We start from the raw sequence: 16,588 nt of genomic DNA on the forward strand, positions 1-16,588 counted from the left end.
CGAGGCCGCGCCCCAAATTGAAGTCACATCGAAGTCTGCATAGACTGCAAGTCAGGTGTGGCAGGTGAAAAACGGCATTCCACGGACATGGATGAGATGAACTTTAGCACAAGCGGACCTGACTAGATGTTTCAGATTGCTACCTGGTTGCGTCCGGCTTCCTTGGCGCGATACAGTGCCGCGTCTGCTGCGGCGACCAGGCTTTTCCCATCCTGCCCCTCGCTCAGCGTCGCCAGCCCAAACGAGGCCGTGATATGCGGCAAGGGTTTTTGCATATCCTGGAAGACGCGGGTTTTGCTCAGGCGCGAGCACAGCCTTTCGGCGACAATCAGTGCAGACTGCTGGTTGGTATTGGGCAGGATGACCATCATTTCTTCGCCGCCGTAGCGGGCCGCAAAATCGCTCGGACGCAGGCCGGCATTCAGCACTTTGGCGGCGCTTTGCAATGCATCGTCGCCCAGCAGGTGGCCATGCTCGTCGTTGAAACGCTTGAAGTGATCCAGGTCGACCATGATTATGCTGATCGGCGTCGAAGAAGCCTGGGCGCTGTCTATCAGGCTTGGCAATTGATTGTTCAGCCAGGCGCGATTATGCAGGCCGGTCAGGCCGTCTATCATTGACATTTGCCGGTAGAATTCGCCGACTTTTTGCCGGTTGCGGATTTGCGCGTTGGCGGCGCGGATACGGAAGGACAGTAATTGCAGCAGGTTGCGGGCAACGCCATTGGATTCGTCGATCAGGCGCCACATGGTCTCGGCTTCAATCACCAGCAATTCGCTGTCGGTGATAGCGGCTATGGTTGCGGAGTGAATTTCTTCATCCAGCACGGAGATTTCACCTACGCATTCGCCGGGCAGGTATTGCGTGATCGCATTTTCCAGCAGATTGGTATTGTCCAGGCCAAGGTCCATCTTGGTAATGCCAAGCGCACCTTTGAGGACTATATACAGGCGGGCTCCGGAGCTATGTACGTCGAGTACAACTTGTCCGGCCTTTGCCTTGACGACTTCACACTGACTGATGATATTGCCAATGGTGTCCAGATTGTCATCTGAAATATCGCGGAACAGATGGATATTGCTGAGCTTGTAGTCGGTATTGCCAAAGTGCATCAAGTGTTCCAAAGTAGCCTCTTCCACTACAAATTTAAATTATTGCGTGCTGCCGAATTACTGCTTGCTGTTTTTTCTATTGCCAGCTAACACTTACTATATCCAAAGCGCACGATGAAGCACAGGGCTTTTTTCCTATAAACATCATTTGATATCAAAATTGACAATGCTTAACATCTCGCTCCGCCCGCAAAACTCCCGCGGCAGGCAGTGAAAGAAATGCCGCAGTGTTTTACAAAACAATCTGATTCAAAGCTTCAAAGCGCATTTCTGTCTCATGGAAGATTGCGTGGTAATCCATCTCCCCCATGGCCAGGGTGTTCCAGGCTGCTTCGGAAATGATAGGCACCAGGTCGTCTTCCAGCTTGGCCAGGTCCAGCGCATGCACGATTGCATCGGCCACATGGACCAGAGCAGCAATCGGATTCAGTCCTTCTATGCCGGGTTCTACGTAGCCGCGTATCGCGTCTTGTATTGCTTCGGAGAAATTCCAGTGAACAGCCAGCGCAAGGCCGGCCTGCACATGGTCCACTTTCATCACGACTCTTTCAGCCTGCAACAAATGGCAATCGTGCTGTTTGCGATAGCTGAGCACTTCCTGGTATTGATCGGGAAAGCGCGTGACCAGCACCAGCCTGCCAATCGCATGCAGCAAGCCTGCGGTGAATGCAAAATCATGCTTCATGTGCAGGGTGCGCGAAATCAGTTCAGCGCAGACCGCGGTGCCTATGCTTTGCTGCCAGAATGCCTTGAAATCGAAGCCCTTGCAGCGTGATACAGGGAAACTGGTGGTCAGTATCGTCATCCGTATCAGGTTCTTGACGTTCTTCACGCCCAGCATGGCGACTGCCTGCTGCAAGGTCACTACCTTAGAGTTGGAGCCGAAGTAGGATGAGTTTGCCAGTCGCAGCGTTTTGGCGGCCAGCGACTGGTCCATAGCGACTTTTTCGGCGATCTTGTCCAGGCTGAGATCGTCATCGTCCAGGTTGCTCAGCATTTCCTGGGCAACAGCAGCCAGCGTGGGTAAATCCCTGATCTGGAGAATCACCTCATCCAGAGAGATATGGTATTGCGGATCGTTAGGCGGCAAGTTCATTCGGCCTCCGCCCGGCGATAATTGTAGATGTATTCCTGTAAGGTGCCGGTAGGACCCTCATAGGGGCCTTGCCGGAACAAGATCGCCAGCCTGTCCAACTTCTTTTGATAGTCGACGGTTTGCTCCTGCTCGGACATGCCCTCCTGAGCAATCGATAGCTGCTGCACGGAATGCTGGGCCAGGGATTTAAGCATGCCCGCTGTCAATGTTACTCCTGCGGGGAGTAGGACATGGCCCTGCTTGTCCAGCAAATCATCTGCCAGCGTCATGCCGGGCGTTACTTTGGATAGTGGCAAATAGCGATGCCGGTTTATCATGATCGTCTTTGTTGTCTCTGATTAACAGTGTATAAATAACAGTGTAATAAAAGTTTGTCCCGATTGTACGGCTTTTTCGGGTAATACCAGCACAGGCTTGTAGCTTAATGTTACTTTTGTCAATAATGTACGCACTATGGCCGCTGTAAACTGAAAAGCCCGCAGCAAGATGGGACTAACCAACAGGAGATTTCACAACGATATGATGTCAATGCCTCAAGTCTTGCACACCCGTCCTCGGCTGATCTTTACCTTTCTGCTGGGCATTATCGTCGTTTTCGTTACTCCCGCTGCATGGGGATGGGTGTCGCGCGCGCTGCTGGGCTGGAACGTGGCGGTCTGGTCCTATCTTGTGCTGGTGGGCTGGCTGATGAGCTGCGCCAACCATGAGAGCGTGCGCGAAATCGCAGAAAGAGAGGATGAGAGCGCATTTACCGTGCTGGTCATCCTGTCGACGGCCGCCACTATCAGCCTGCTGGCCATCATTTATGAGCTGGCCCAGCTAAAGGGCCTGCCTGCTGATGTGCGCCTGATGAAATACCTGTTTACCGGCACTACCGTGCTGGGTTCATGGTGCCTGCTGGCGGTAATCTTTACGCTGCATTATGCCTTGTTGTACTACCAGTCGCCGGATAACCGCCGTGCGCTGCGTTTCCCGGATGACGAAATGCAACCGGATTACTGGGATTTTCTATACTTTGCCTTCACGATTGCAGTCGCGGTGCAGACTTCCGACATTGCGGTGACTTCGCGCCAGATGCGCAAGACTGTGCTGGCGCAATCGGTACTGGGCTTTCTGTTCAACACGGCGATCCTCGGATTCTCCATCAATATCGCTGCAGGCCTCATTGCGTAAGGTGTAGCTGTTCGTGCGGGGTATGCCGGGAAACTATACGCTGGCCCGCAAAATTCATACGATAGGGCGCTTGTTTCATGTTACAACACGCTCTGACTTTGATCTTACATACTCGGCGACATGGTACTTAATTACATCTGGACGGCATTCTTTCTGGTCGGTTTTGTCGCTGCTCTCGGACAGTGGATTTTTCTCGGCGACGTTGAAGTCTTCAAGCGCATCATCGACGGCACTTTCGATTCTGCGCGCATCAGCGTGATGGAAATTGCGCTGCCGCTGGCCGGTATCATGACGCTGTGGCTGGGTATCATGAATATAGGCGAAAAGGCTGGGGCGATCAAAGTGCTGGCCAAGATCATTTCTCCATTTTTTTCGCGTATTTTTCCTGAGGTACCGAAAGACCATCCAGCCACCGGCCATATGGTGATGAATTTTTCTGCCAATTTACTGGGCCTGGATAATGCTGCCACGCCTTTCGGCCTGAAGGCGATGGAGAGCCTGCAAAGCCTGAATCCGAACAAGGAAGAGGCCACCAATGCGCAGATCATGTTCCTGGTGCTGCACACCTCCGGGTTGACGCTGATACCCCTGGCGATCATGGCGCAACGGGCGGTGCTGGGGGCGGGCGATCCGTCTGATGTGTTTATCCCCTGCATGATAGCAACCTATGTCGCCACGCTGGTCGGTATGGTAGCGGTTGCAATCAAGCAGCGCATCAATCTGTTCAACGGCGTGGTGCTGAGCTGGCTGGGCGGGATCACGGCTTTCATCGTGGGCATGGTCTGGTATCTGAGTCATTACATGAGCCGTTCTGAAATTGAGGTTTTTTCCAAGGTCAGCAGCAATCTGCTGCTGTTCTCCATCATCGTCGCATTCATTGCCGGCGCGATGGTGAAGAAGGTCAATGTCTATGAAGCTTTTATAGAAGGTGCAAAAGGCGGCATACAGACTTCGCTGACCATCATTCCCTACCTGGTCGGCATGCTGGTGGCGATTGGCGTATTGCGTAACTCGGGCGTGCTGGGCTTTATCGTTTCCGGTTTCAACTGGGTGTTTGCGCACATGGGTATCAATACCGACTTTACTCCCGCGCTGCCAACGGCACTGATGAAACCGCTGAGCGGCAGCGGCGCCAAGGCCATGATGGTGGACACAATGAAAACCTATGGCGTCGATTCCTTCGTTGGCCGCCTAGCCTGTATTTTTCAGGGTTCTGCCGACACCACTTTTTATATCGTGGCCCTGTACTTCGGTTCGGTAGGCATCAAGAAAACCCGCTATGCGATTTCATACGGCCTGCTGGCCGATTTTGCTGGTGTGGTCGCGGCGATATTTGTCGCTTATCTGTTTTTCCACTAGCTGTTTTTCCGTTAGCACCTAAGGAAAAGTAAAGGCGCTAATCAAAGCTGCCTACATATCTGGCCCTTGGCCGGATAAGGCGACCGTCGGCAGCCTGTTCCATCGCATGGGCAATCCAGCCTGCCGAGCGCCCCAGTGCAAACAGCAGCAGACCGCCGGATCTGGGCCAGCCGCATGCAATCTCCAGCGCCGCCAGAGCGAAGTCGATATTCGGCTGCTGGCCGGTCACTTGCCGGCCTGCCTCTGCAATTGCCAATAGTGCTTCTGCTTTTGCTGGGCCTGCAAATTGGGGCAGCATTTGCAGCAGCAAACTGCCGCGTGGATCTCTTTGCGGATATAGCGGGTGGCCGAAGCCAGACAAGATATGTCCATAGCCGGGCAGGCCATCGGCATGCCGCACGCGCTCTGACAAAAATCTGGGTATATCTTCGTGCTCCAGTGCCGCATCCAGCAGCATGCGGACACGCTGGCTCTCGCCGCCATGGCGCGGACCGGACAATGCGGCCAGGCCGGCGCTGACGGCTGCATACAGATTGGCTCCGGTCGAGGCAACGCAGCGCACCGTGAAGGTAGATGCATTCAGCTCATGGTCGGCACATAGCACCATCGCAGAGCGCAGCAATTCGGCGGCGTGCGCATCCAGCCCCCATGCCTGCGCCACCAGATGATGTATGGGTTCTCTGTTGGCGGCGCCGCCAATATCGTCCGCTGTCAGCGCCGCCGCCAGCACTTGCATCAATTGCGCGCCCGAATGCAGCATCGCTGGCCCGGTACGCCCCCATGTATGCTGCAGATGCGGCGCGATAGCGGGCAACAAGGACATTGCCCTGTCCAGTGGCGGCAATTTGCTTAATGGGCTTTGCATGCTGCGCCATAATTTCGCGCCAGCTTCCTGCCGGGCCCACCTGGCAGGGCTGTCAAACAGGTCTTCTCCGTCGTGCGCCCATAGTAGTTGCGCCACCTGTTCCAGCGTTGCGGTTTTTGCCAATTCTATGGCATCACGCCCCCTGTAAGAGAGTTTGCCGTCGGCAATCAATGTGATGCTCGATTCGAGTACCGGCACGCCCCAGTCTATCGCACCTTCTGCGGTTCGCCCGGCACGCCGGCTATCGTTGTTGCGCGCTGCCAGCTTTAGTACTTCCTCATGCAAGTAACGCCTGCTGCGCTGACCTTCTTCCGCAATCGACCTTAGAATGCCCCGGCTGACATAGGCGTACAGTGTAGGCAGGCTGATGCCCAGCAGACCGGCGGCCTCTGCCGCAGACAGGTTCTTTTTCATTTTTATCGAAATAAATATTTATATTGATCGATTTAATCAATATTGACGCCTAGTTGATGCAATCAATAGACTACCCCATATCTTGATCCGGGAGGAAGTATGGACGCTATCGACATGAACACGAGTGCTGTGCAGGCTTTGCATGCTTTTTGGCAATTGGGCAGCGGCGATCCTGACGCACTGGGCAGGGTTTCATTTACCGGCACAGACACGCAGTTGCCTTCGGTGTTCCAGGTAGGTCCACTGGCAGCAGCCAGCATTGCTGCCCAGGCGCTGGCAGCGGCGGAAATCTGGGCCATGCGCAGTGGGCGGCGCCAGGACATCCAGGTATCGATGCGCAAAGCCCTGGCGATGTTTCGCAGCGAGCGCTACCTGACGGTGGATGGCCAGCCGCCATCGGAGATACGCAGCCCCTTGACAGGCTACTTCCAGGCCGGCGATGGCCGCTGGATACAGTTGCACACCAATTTCCCGCACCACAGGGCCGGTGTGCTGAAGGTTTTGCAGTGCGAGGACAGTTATGAATCTGTGAGCGCGGCGATCAGGAGATGGAAGGCTGCCGATCTGGACGCATTGCTGGCGCAGCAGGGCATGTGCGCCGCGCTGATACGCAGTCCTGATGAATGGCAGGCGCATCCGCAATCAGCGGCGATTGCAGGGTTGCCGCTATTTGAGATTATTCGCATAGGCGATGCTCCGGTGGAGCGTGTCAGTAGATTGGAGGCATCCCGCCCATTATCGGGTGTACGGGTGCTGGATTTATCCCGTGTGATTGCCGCCCCCGTCGCTGGCCGCACGCTGGCGCAGCATGGCGCGGATGTGCTGGCGATCAGCGCGGCACATCTGCCAAATATCGCACCGCTGGTGATCGATACCGGGCGTGGCAAGCGTTCCGCCCAACTGGACCTGCGCACGGCGCCGGGGAAGGACAGATTACTGGAGTTGATCCAGGGAGCCGACGTGTTCTTGCAAGCCTACCGGCCCGGTGCGCTTGCGGAACTCGGATTCTCGCCTGAAGACTTATGCAAGCGGCGCCCCGGCCTGATCCAGGTCAGCCTGTCTGCCTATAGTCACGTGGGCCCCTGGGCCACGCGGCGCGGCTTTGACAGCCTGGTGCAGTCAGCGACAGGGATCGCATATGAAGAAGGGGCTTCCGCCGGGCTGGCAGAACCCGGCAAATTGCCTTGCCAGGCTCTGGATCATGCGACCGGCTACCTGGCGGCGTTTGCGACGATGATGGCGTTGAAACGGCGGGCAGAAGAAGGAGGCAGCTGGCTGGTGCGGGTATCGCTGGCCCAGACCGGGCATTGGCTGCAGAGCCAGACCCGCCTTGCTGCCCAGCCGGCAGGTACAGAGCTGAGCCGGGAGGAAATAGGCGCATGTTTGCAGGTGCAGGATTCTCCATTTGGTCGGGTGAGGGCGATAGGTCCTGTAGAGCAGATGTCCTTGACGCCACCGGCTTTTGCATTGCCGCCGGTGCCTCTTGGCACGCACGAAGCACTTTGGTCTTAGTCGGGAGCATCTGCATGGCGGATTCCCGGCCCGGCTTGACTTTGCTTTTTAGTTGCGTAGACTGCAATCTTTGTTCTTGAAGCCTGAGGAATTGTTATGCCGTTAGGAATAGGCCTGCATGTCTTGATCGCCATCTTTTTTGCTGTACACGTCGTGCGTAGCGGCGGGCAATTGTATTGGCTGTTTATCCTGTTTTCCTTCCCTTTGCTGGGCAGCCTTATCTATTTCCTGGCGATTTACCTTCCGCATTCCCGCCTGGACAGGGGATTGCGCCAGGCGACGACCAAGGCAATCAAGAGCCTGGATCCCGGACGCGAGTTGCGCGATGCGCAGGCAGCATTTGACCTGACGCCGACAGCACAAAACCAGATGCGCGTGGCATATGCCTTGCTGGAGGCCGGCGAGGCGCAGCAGGCTGCACAGCAATTCGATCTCTGCCTGCAAGGGCCGTTTTCCAAGGATGCCGAAATACGTTTTGGCGCGGCCAAGGCCAAGCTGTTAAGCAATCAGGTGGCTGCTGCTTCAGCGCTGCTGGCGCATATCCAGGCAGATACCCCTAATTTCCGTGCCGAAGAAGTCGCCTTGCTGAGCGCTCACGCATTGGCGGCAGAGGGTAAAAACGACGAAGCGAGACAGGTCTATACCGCTGCGCTGGAAAGATTCGGCAGCGTTGCTTGCCGTGCCGAATTTGCCATCTGGTCGGTCAGCGTCGGCGACCTGGTGACTGCACAGCGCTTGCATGCAGAGCTGCAGCACGCACAAAAGCACATGACCAAACATGCACGGTCGCTGCACCAGCCCCTGTTCAGGCGTTTGCAATCCGCATTGAGCGCCAGGGAAGAAAAGTCGCAGTGAAGCCAGCTTTGTCAGCTTTGAAATACGAAGTATCAAAAGGCTTGATAGCGGTAAGCAAGACAAGCAGGCTCAGTTAGCACAAACAATACAGACCACACAGGATAATATGTCGACAAGCGATAAGCAGGCCCTGGAACTGGAATGGGTCACGCTGCAAAACAATATAGAGCAATATGAAAGAACTGCGCTGCTGATCAAGCTGCTGGCTATCTGCCTATTTACCGCTGTCTTGATCATGGGCTTGCACGCCACGCTCGTCGCAGTATTGATCCTGATCTTCTGGCTGCAGGAAGCTATCTTCAGAACTTCGCAGTTCCGCCTCGGTGAGCGCATTGTGCGGGTCGAGGGTTTGATCAAGGCTGGAATGCAAACTGAAATTGCCGGTTTTCAGTTGCATTCCGAATGGCTGGCTTCCCGCAAGGGATTGCAGGGCCTGCTGCTTGAATATCTCGGCAGTGCGCTAAAGCCGACAGTGGCGTTTCCGTATGCGGCATTATTGCTAATCGACTTTGCCATCTATATGCAGGCCAGCTAGGGCCTGTTAACAATTAAATTAGGAGTGCGAATGGATCTAAACAGGTGCAGGGCTAGGCGTAGTCCGCGCCGCAGTATGAATACTGCCAGCGGGCTGCAACAACGCCCTGCGCCTGTTTAGACCCATTCCCTCCGGGTTCCAAGCAAAACGCGGGCTCGACTGCGTTGTACTCCTTGTTAATGCATCAGCCTTAACCGCGTTGCGCGCCTTGCCAGCCCGCGTTTTGGTTGGAACGCATCTCCTAATTTAAATGTTAACAGGCCCTAGGCCTGCTTCAGGTTTTGCAAGCGGATCTAAAAGCGCCAGGGAGACTATTGAGGCACAACCGCTGTCCGCATTACCGGATACAGCATGTAGCGCTGATCCCATGAGCTATGCCTGCGGGCAAAAAACTCCAGCCGGGCCCAAGGATTTTTTGCAAAATCGGCGTCACTGGCCAGTTTTTGCTCAAACTCCGTCTTGAGTGCAGGGTTGGCCGCCAATTGTTCCCGCGCGACTTCTTCCGCGACGTAGGCTTCCATGTACTCCTTCTTTTCAAACGCATTGTTGAAGTAGCCCCAGGCTACCAGCGCGTCCGGTGCCCGCGGCTCCAGCAGAGCCATCACCAGCCTGGATTTGGGTTGGGCGATAGGCACGAACAGGCTGCCCTTGCCTGCGCCGGCCTGTTCTGGTTTCCAGCTCCCCTGCAGGCTAAGCATATGTCTTCCCTCCAGCGTCGCTTTATCGAAAACCGCTTTGTCGGCCCGGAAAGTTTCGGTTCCGGCAGCGCTAAATGAAGCCGATAGCACGCGGTATTGCACGCCATGCTGTTTCAGTTTCTCGGCTACGGCAGGCGCATACGCGGCTGCAACCAAATATCCGCCTTGCGGCGCTTTGACGCTGATATCCGGCACGAGTTCATTTTGCAGCTTGACGTTCCAGATCTGCGGCTTGGTTTCATCATAGCGCGTCATCAATGCACCCGAAATGTCGGATTGCGTGCGCGTGTATGCATAGCCGCGAAAGGCAACATCGACAGTCTTGTCCGTCACCTTGTAACTGAGAGGAACGTCTTGCCCACCCAGTTTTTCGGCACGCTGGTCGGCCTGTCGTGCCTGCAAGCGCCACTCGGCCCCGTGCTGCGCCATCTGCTGCAGAACTGAAACAATGGTGTTGTGCGTAATGCGCACGCGGGTAGGATAGTCTTTCCAGGAGTGAGTCTCTACCAGCATGCCAAGGCGATTGCGCAGCTGGAAGTAGCCGGTGGAAAATCGCGGAGGAGATACGCTGTCGGCGAAGCCGGACATGGGATCATCATCCACCTTGAACGACATATAGTAAGGCAGTGGCAGCGAGCCCTGCTTTGCCAGATCCTCTATGGCTGCGCCTTGCAAGTCGCGGCCGGCTTTTTGCATGCCCTCGTCACCGGCATGGGTGGGTTCCACTTGTATGGAAATATCATGTTCAAATTTGGCGCCGTCGGTGACATGCAAGTCTACTTCTGCAACGGGGTCCCAGTCGTTGATCAGCCTTAGCATGGCCTGCATTTCGGGTGCATCGGCCTTTGCATAGTCGCGGTTCAAGTTGAGATTTTGTCCGGTCGTGCGCCAGCCCATTTCTTCGGGGCCGCGCTGATTCGGGCGGTTCCAGCGACCAAAGCGCTCGTGGCCGTCTATATTAAATACCGGAACGAATACCAGCACCTGTTTGTCCAGCGCTCCTTTGGCGGCCTTGTTGTCCAAAATCTCGCGCAAGGCCAGGAAGCCTGCGTCCTTGCCGTCTATTTCCCCGGCATGGATACCGCCCTGTATCAACACCACGGGCAGCTTGCGCTTGCCTGCTTCTGCTGCGGTCAATGCTCCGCTACGCGAAGCAATCAGCGCCAGCATAGGGCGGCCTTCCGGCGTGCGGCCGAATTCCACACAGCGCACTGCCTTGGGATAGGTTTTCTGGAATGTATTGCAAAGCTGTATTACCTCATCATAGCGGCCGGTCTGCTGGAAACCGGAGCGCTCCGAGACAGTCGTCAACGGCAACGGTTTGCTTTCGGCCGCATATGCGGGTACATATGCGGCGGCAGAATTCAGGGCAAGGGCGATCAGCAGGGGCAGGGTAGGGCGTGTCATCATGCTGTGAGTTTCATCCATAAATTGAGTATGTTTGAGGCTGGGTGTTACGGCGAAAAAGAATGGTGGAGAAAGCGGGTCATGCTATTTGCTGAATGATCCTTTGCTGCCACCAGCGCGCCTTATCGCCCAGTTCTGCAAGGCTCAGGGTTTGCAAGCGGCGCTCCTGCATCAGGCATTTACCGGCGACCCAGACATGGCTGACCTGCTCGCGGCCGGCCGCATACACGATTTGCGAAACAGGATCAAACAAGGGTAAGGTTTCCAGTGCCGACAAGTCAATGGCAATGATGTCCGCCTGTTTGCCCGCTACCAGACTGCCGGTGATATCGCCTTTGCCCAGCGCCTTTGCGCCTGCCAGGGTTGCCATTTCCAGCGCGGCTGCGGCATTCAGCGACGTGGGATTGCCGGATTGTGCCTTGGCCAGCAGAGCCGCCATGCGCAGGTCGCCCAACAAATCGATTTTATTGTTGCTGGCGGCACCGTCGGTACCTATGCCTACATTGATGCCCGCCGCCTGCATTGCGCTGATCCTGGCAAAGCCGGACGCCAGCTTCAGGTTGCTGGCCGGATTGTGCGCCACATGCACGCCTTGTTTTGCCAGCAGCGCGAGTTCTTCATCGTTAGCATGCACGACGTGAGCGGCAATCAATTGTGGCGTCAGCAGGCCAAGTTCATGCAGGCGTTGCAGCGGCCGCTTGCCATGCTCGGTAAGACTGCCTTCTATTTCTTCGCGGGTTTCATGGATGTGGCAGTGTATGCTTATATCCAGTTGATCTGCCAGCTTGATGATCTTGCGAAACGTTTCATCGGCGACGGTGTACGGAGCATGCGGCGCCAGCCTGAAATCCACGCCTGCCTGCCCGGCAAAAGCCTGGTGTGCTGTTACTGCCTTGCTGATGTATTCATCTGCATTGTTCGCATAGCCGGTGGGAAATTCCAGGATGCTGCAACCGACGATAGTACGCATTCCTGCCGCCAGGCCCGCTGTTGCCACTGCTTCATGGTGGAAATACATGTCATTCACGGTGGTGGTGCCGCCGCGTATCATCTCTGCCATTGCATGCAGAGTGCCGTCATGCACGAACTCGTCCGATACATGTTTCTTTTCAGCGGGCCAGATATGGTGGTTCAACCAGTCCATTAGCGCCAGATCGTCGGCCAGGCCGCGCAACAGGCTCATTGCAGAATGGGCATGCAGGTTGACAAAGCCCGGCAGCAAGGCATGTTCGCTCAAGTCGGTGTGGACGGCATCCGGATATTGCAAACGCGCCTGTTCGCTGGGGATAATCGCGCTGATGATGTCATCGGTGATGACGAGTGCATGATTTTGCAGGACGGTGGCGCGCGGTTCAACCGGAATCAGCCATTTGGGATGGAGGCAGCTTGTTGTTGACATTGATTGCTCTGAGATTTCAATGTGCAATTATAGCTGGCAAATTTTACTTTGGTTATGGGTGAGGGTACTCCCCCGCTTGCTGGCAGGGGAGTAAAAAATGCCCAGGAATGACGTAAAAGCAGCCTGAAATAGCGTAAAAACAGCTTAAACAGCGATTTAAAAAAGAAAATAACGCTGCGCCATAGGCAAGACTTTGGCCGGCTCACATACCAGCAGTTCGCCGTTTGCCCTGACTTCATAGGTTTCAGAATCGACTTCCATCTTCGGCGTCAGGCTATTGTGTATCATGTCTTTCTTGCGTACATTGCGGGTGTTTTTTACCGGGATCAGCGTCTTGCTCAGTTTTAATTGTTCGCCCAGTCCAGCATCAAACGCCGCCTGCGATACAAAGGTAAAGGATTTTTTCAGTCCGCCGCCAAAGGCGCCGAACATCATCCGATAGTGCACCGGCTGCGGTGTGGGGATGGAAGCATTCGGATCGCCCATCTGGGCAGCTGCGATCATGCCGCCTTTCAATATCATCGACGGCTTGACGCCGAAGAAGGCCGGTTTCCACAACACGATATCGGCGATCTTGCCTACTTCCAGCGAACCGACCGCATGCGCGATGCCATGTGTAATTGCCGGGTTGATCGTGTATTTTGCGATATAGCGTTTGGCGCGGAAATTGTCGTTGCGGCTATTGTCTTCCGGCAGCGAGCCGCGCTGACTCTTCATCTTGTCGGCGGTCTGCCAGGTACGCATGATGACCTCGCCGACCCTGCCCATCGCCTGCGAATCGGAAGACATCATAGAGATCGCCCCCAGATCATGCAGGATGTCTTCCGCTGCAATGGTTTCGCGGCGTATGCGCGATTCTGCAAACGCGATATCTTCGGCAATCGCCGGATCCAGATGATGGCAGACCATCAGCATGTCCAGATGCTCGTCCAGCGTATTGACGGTGTAGGGCCGGGTCGGATTGGTGGACGACGGCAGCACATTGGCTTCGCCGACGGCCGCGATGATGTCCGGTGCATGGCCGCCGCCTGCGCCTTCGGTATGGAAGGTGTGGATGGTCCTGTCCTTGAATGCGGCCAACGTATGTTCCAGGAAGCCGCCTTCATTCAGGGTATCGCTGTGGATTGCTACCTGCACATCCATTTCATCGGCAACGCTGAGGCAATTGTCGATTGCCGCCGGCGTTGTACCCCAGTCTTCGTGCAGTTTCAAGCCTATGGCACCCGCATTGATCTGCTCTTGCAAGGGCAGAGGCAAGCTGACATTGCCTTTGCCCAGGAAGCCCAGGTTCATCGGAAAGGCATCGGCTGCCATGATCATGCTATGGATATGCCATGGGCCGGGTGTGCAAGTGGTGGCTGCTGTGCCTACCGCAGGACCGGTACCGCCGCCCAGCATCGTGGTAACGCCGCTCATCAGGGCTTCTTCTATCTGCTGCGGGCAGATGAAGTGGATATGCGAATCGATGCCGCCGGCGGTGACTATCATGCCCTCTCCGGCGATGATTTCGGTAGCCCCGCCTATGGCCATGTCCACATGTGACTGAATGTCGGGGTTGCCGGCTTTGCCGATTTTTACGATGAGGCCGTTTTTCAATCCGATGTCGGCCTTGACGATGCCCCAATGGTCAAGGATCACCGCGTTGGTGATGACGGTATCCATGACCTCGGCATGCGGCCTTTGTGATTGCCCCATACCGTCGCGGATCACCTTGCCGCCGCCGAATTTCACTTCTTCGCCATAGATGGCGTAGTCTTTTTCTATCTCTATGAACAGACCGGTATCGGCCAGGCGGATACGGTCGCCGGTGGTGGGACCAAACATTTCTGCATAGGCTTGTCTTGATATTTTCATAGCGCACCCATCACTTTGCCGTTAAACCCATAGACCTTGCGCTCACCTGCCAGCGCCACCAGTTCCACCGTGCGCTGTTGCCCCGGCTCGAAACGCACTGCCGTGCCGGCGGCGATATTGAGCCGCATGCCGTAAGCCAGTTGCCGGTCAAATTGCAGGGCAGGATTGGTTTCAAAAAAATGGAAATGAGAACCCACCTGTATCGGCCTGTCGCCGCCGTTGGAGACTGAGACCGTCACTGTGGGGCGGCCTGCATTCAATTCTATATCGCCGGGTTCTATCAGCATTTCGCCTGGAGTCATGATGTCCGCCTAAGGGATGGGGTGATGAACGGTGACCAGCTTGGTGCCGTCGGGGAAGGTTGCCTCTACCTGTATGTCCGGGATCATTTCGGGGATGCCGTCCATGACATCGGCGCGGGTCAATATCTGCGTGCCTTCGGACATCAGCTCGGCGACGCTCTTGCCGTCGCGAGCGCCTTCCATGATGGCCGCAGTGATCAGGGCCACCGCTTCAGGATAATTCAGCTTCAGGCCGCGAGCCTTGCGGCGCTCTGCCAGCAGCGCAGCGGTAAAGATCAGTAGCTTGTCTTTTTCACGGGGAGTCAGATCCATGGTCTTCCTTTTTATTCGTTTGCTGCAATGTGGTTCAGATGGCAGGGACAGATTTTTCGTCAGCTATTGTCAGCTATATTAGGTAGCTTATGTGTTCCAGATTCGGGGTATTGCTGCAGGCATGCCTATCACGGCCGGCCGCAGGTGCTGCCAGACGCATTGCATCCAGTGGCGCGCAACTTCGCTGGAGTTACCCAGGTAGCGCGCCACGATCAGGGATTTAAGCTGGCTGGCGCCGGTTTGCGCGCCCGTGTCCCTGTCCTCAGCCAGTTGCCGGGTTTGTTCACGCAGTACGGTTAGAGCGTTGGCATCCAGGCTGCCGCCGGTGGCAATGACGGTAGCGCAGACAGTTTTTCCTGCAAGCGCCAACGGGCTTTGCATTGCAGATGTGCCGCCCATCAGGCTGCCTTGTTCAAACCAGATCAGCTTACCCGCCCGACGGATTTCAGTGTGCTGCATGATTTCGCCGGTATTGTAGGTTTCGCCAGATGCAGTGCGGCCGAAGCACAAAATGTCTGCGCCTATGTAGCGCGCATCCGCGGCCAGATTGATGGTCTGATGCAGCATAACGCGGGCATCGTCAAAGAAGATGGTCTCTTGCGGTAGCCACTCCAGTTTTGCTCCTGCTGCCACGTCAAGGCATACCTGCTGCTTGGACGTGTAAGCATTGCTGCGATACCATTTTGCTGCGCCGGGCGTAGTGATCAATGCATGGCTGTTCTGACTAACCGTGGCGCTGATATCGAGTATGTCACCGCCTATCACGCCGCCCGGTGGATGGATGATGATGGCATGGCAGGTCTGATCCCCTTCGGGGTAGAGCGGCTTTTGCACGCGCAGGGGGCCGCTGTGCAGGCGTTTTACCAGGCGGCTGGTGCCCTGGTCATCGGCAAAACCAAGCTGCAGACTGGCCTGCCAGTGTGCCTTGGCGGGTGCGGATATTTCTTGCAGGGAATCGGGAGCTAACTCTGTGCGCGTCATGCCAAAACTATACCGCCAAGTGACGCCTCACGTCATCACTATCCATTAAATCCTGTGCGCCGGAGGCAACGACCTCGCCGCGGGACAGGACCAGGAAGCTATCGGCCAGTGCACGCGCAAAATCAAAATACTGCTCGCACAGCAGGATGCCCATATCACCGCGTTGCCGCAGCAGCCGGATTACCCGTTCTATGTCCTTGATGATGGACGGTTGTATGCCTTCTGTCGGCTCGTCCAGGATTATCAGTTTAGGTTCTGCCAGCAAGGCCCTGGCGATGGCCAGTTGCTGTTGCTGTCCGCCTGATAGGTCGCCGCCGCGCCTATGCAGCATTTCTTTGAGGACAGGAAACAATTCATAGACCTCGCCCTTGATATTTGCAGCTTTTTTGCTGGACAAGGTAGCCATGCCCATGCGAAGGTTTTCTTCCACGGTGAGCCTTGCAAAAATCTCCCGGCCTTGCGGCACGTAAGCGATGCCACGGCGCGCGCGCTGGTGCGGCGCCAGCTTGCTGATGTCCTGACCGTCCAGCGACACGCTGCCGCGGCTGAGCGGCAAAACGCCGGTCAGGCACTTCAGCAGCGTGGTCTTGCCTACGCCATTGCGTCCCAGCAGGGTCACGCATTCGCCCTTTTTGACGGAGAGTGAAATACCGCGCAAAGTATGCGATGAGCCGTAATGCTGGTGGATTTGTTCTACTTGCAGCATAAGTTTTC

The 16,588-nt window shown here is 55.9% G+C and carries 16 protein-coding genes; 5 read left to right on the forward strand and 11 right to left on the reverse strand.

Translation table 11 applies throughout. The features are described from left to right. Positions 1 to 131: 131 nt before the first annotated feature. The 3 genes from IEW12_RS18155 to IEW12_RS18165 form a co-directional block, all read right to left on the reverse strand. Positions 132 to 1,112 carry a GGDEF domain-containing protein gene (locus IEW12_RS18155; RefSeq protein WP_229751196.1) on the reverse strand — a complete coding sequence of 327 codons (981 nt, stop codon included), beginning with the start codon at positions 1,110 to 1,112 and terminating at the stop codon, positions 132 to 134. A 232-nt stretch (positions 1,113 to 1,344) separates the two neighbouring features. Then, positions 1,345 to 2,208, reverse strand: coding sequence for an HDOD domain-containing protein (locus tag IEW12_RS18160; protein WP_188567467.1), 864 nt, complete (start codon positions 2,206 to 2,208; stop codon positions 1,345 to 1,347). After that, positions 2,205 to 2,525, reverse strand: a complete 321-nt coding sequence (locus IEW12_RS18165) for a hypothetical protein (RefSeq protein ID WP_188567468.1) — start codon at positions 2,523 to 2,525, stop codon at positions 2,205 to 2,207. The genes IEW12_RS18160 and IEW12_RS18165 overlap by 4 nt, the downstream gene beginning before the upstream one ends. Before the next feature lie 202 nt (positions 2,526 to 2,727). Between IEW12_RS18165 and IEW12_RS18170 the strand changes: the two genes are divergently transcribed. Both IEW12_RS18170 and IEW12_RS18175 read left to right on the forward strand, forming a co-directional pair. Further along, positions 2,728 to 3,381, forward strand: a complete 654-nt coding sequence (locus IEW12_RS18170) for a DUF1345 domain-containing protein (RefSeq protein WP_188567469.1) — start codon at positions 2,728 to 2,730, stop codon at positions 3,379 to 3,381. 120 nt (positions 3,382 to 3,501) lie between these two features. Further along, positions 3,502 to 4,740 (forward strand): spore maturation protein, encoded by a 1,239-nt coding sequence (locus IEW12_RS18175; RefSeq protein WP_188567470.1) that lies wholly within the window; start codon positions 3,502 to 3,504, stop codon positions 4,738 to 4,740. Between the two features lie 37 nt (positions 4,741 to 4,777). Here IEW12_RS18175 and IEW12_RS18180 read toward each other — a convergent pair whose 3' ends face one another. After that, positions 4,778 to 6,019, reverse strand: a complete 1,242-nt coding sequence (locus tag IEW12_RS18180) for a citrate synthase family protein (protein WP_188567471.1) — start codon at positions 6,017 to 6,019, stop codon at positions 4,778 to 4,780. A gap of 99 nt (positions 6,020 to 6,118) precedes the next feature. On the opposite strand from IEW12_RS18180, the gene IEW12_RS18185 reads away from it, so the two are divergent. The 3 genes from IEW12_RS18185 to IEW12_RS18195 all read left to right on the forward strand — a co-directional run bounded on the left by IEW12_RS18185 (position 6,119) and on the right by IEW12_RS18195 (position 8,921). Further along, positions 6,119 to 7,531, forward strand: coding sequence for a CoA transferase (locus IEW12_RS18185; RefSeq protein ID WP_371874552.1), 1,413 nt, complete (start codon positions 6,119 to 6,121; stop codon positions 7,529 to 7,531). Positions 7,532 to 7,627: 96 nt separating this feature from the next. Continuing rightward, the gene (locus IEW12_RS18190) at positions 7,628 to 8,386 is read left to right on the forward strand and encodes a hypothetical protein (protein WP_188567472.1); all 759 of its coding nucleotides are present in this window, start codon (positions 7,628 to 7,630) and stop codon (positions 8,384 to 8,386) included. Positions 8,387 to 8,492: 106 nt separating this feature from the next. Then, positions 8,493 to 8,921: a hypothetical protein gene (locus tag IEW12_RS18195; RefSeq protein WP_229751197.1), complete on the forward strand. Its 429-nt coding sequence runs from the start codon at positions 8,493 to 8,495 to the stop codon at positions 8,919 to 8,921. A 311-nt stretch (positions 8,922 to 9,232) separates the two neighbouring features. On the opposite strand, the gene IEW12_RS18200 is transcribed toward IEW12_RS18195, so the two are convergent. The 7 genes from IEW12_RS18200 to urtE form a co-directional block, all read right to left on the reverse strand. Beyond that, a complete protein-coding gene (locus IEW12_RS18200) occupies positions 9,233 to 11,029 on the reverse strand; it encodes a M14 family metallopeptidase (RefSeq protein WP_371874553.1) in 1,797 nt (598 codons plus the stop codon). A 76-nt stretch (positions 11,030 to 11,105) separates the two neighbouring features. Continuing rightward, positions 11,106 to 12,425, reverse strand: coding sequence for a TRZ/ATZ family hydrolase (locus IEW12_RS18205; RefSeq protein ID WP_188567473.1), 1,320 nt, complete (start codon positions 12,423 to 12,425; stop codon positions 11,106 to 11,108). Between the two features lie 156 nt (positions 12,426 to 12,581). Then, complete coding sequence (gene ureC / locus IEW12_RS18210) at positions 12,582 to 14,279, reverse strand: urease subunit alpha (protein ID WP_188567474.1); 1,698 nt, start codon at positions 14,277 to 14,279, stop codon at positions 12,582 to 12,584. Further along, positions 14,276 to 14,581, reverse strand: a complete 306-nt coding sequence (locus IEW12_RS18215) for an urease subunit beta (protein WP_188567475.1) — start codon at positions 14,579 to 14,581, stop codon at positions 14,276 to 14,278. Before IEW12_RS18215 ends, ureC begins: the two co-directional genes overlap by 4 nt. Positions 14,582 to 14,590: 9 nt before the next feature. Beyond that, positions 14,591 to 14,893, reverse strand: a complete 303-nt coding sequence (locus IEW12_RS18220; RefSeq protein WP_188567476.1) for an urease subunit gamma — start codon at positions 14,891 to 14,893, stop codon at positions 14,591 to 14,593. A gap of 87 nt (positions 14,894 to 14,980) precedes the next feature. Next, positions 14,981 to 15,874, reverse strand: a complete 894-nt coding sequence (locus IEW12_RS18225; protein WP_188567477.1) for an urease accessory protein UreD — start codon at positions 15,872 to 15,874, stop codon at positions 14,981 to 14,983. 7 nt (positions 15,875 to 15,881) lie between these two features. Continuing rightward, positions 15,882 to 16,580 carry an urea ABC transporter ATP-binding subunit UrtE gene (urtE, locus tag IEW12_RS18230; protein WP_188567478.1) on the reverse strand — a complete coding sequence of 233 codons (699 nt, stop codon included), beginning with the start codon at positions 16,578 to 16,580 and terminating at the stop codon, positions 15,882 to 15,884. Positions 16,581 to 16,588 lie beyond the last annotated feature (8 nt).

Origin of the sequence: Parundibacterium terreum (genome assembly GCF_014636315.1) — a bacterium.
In the GTDB taxonomy this organism is placed as follows: domain Bacteria; phylum Pseudomonadota; class Gammaproteobacteria; order Burkholderiales; family Burkholderiaceae_D; genus Undibacterium; species Undibacterium terreum.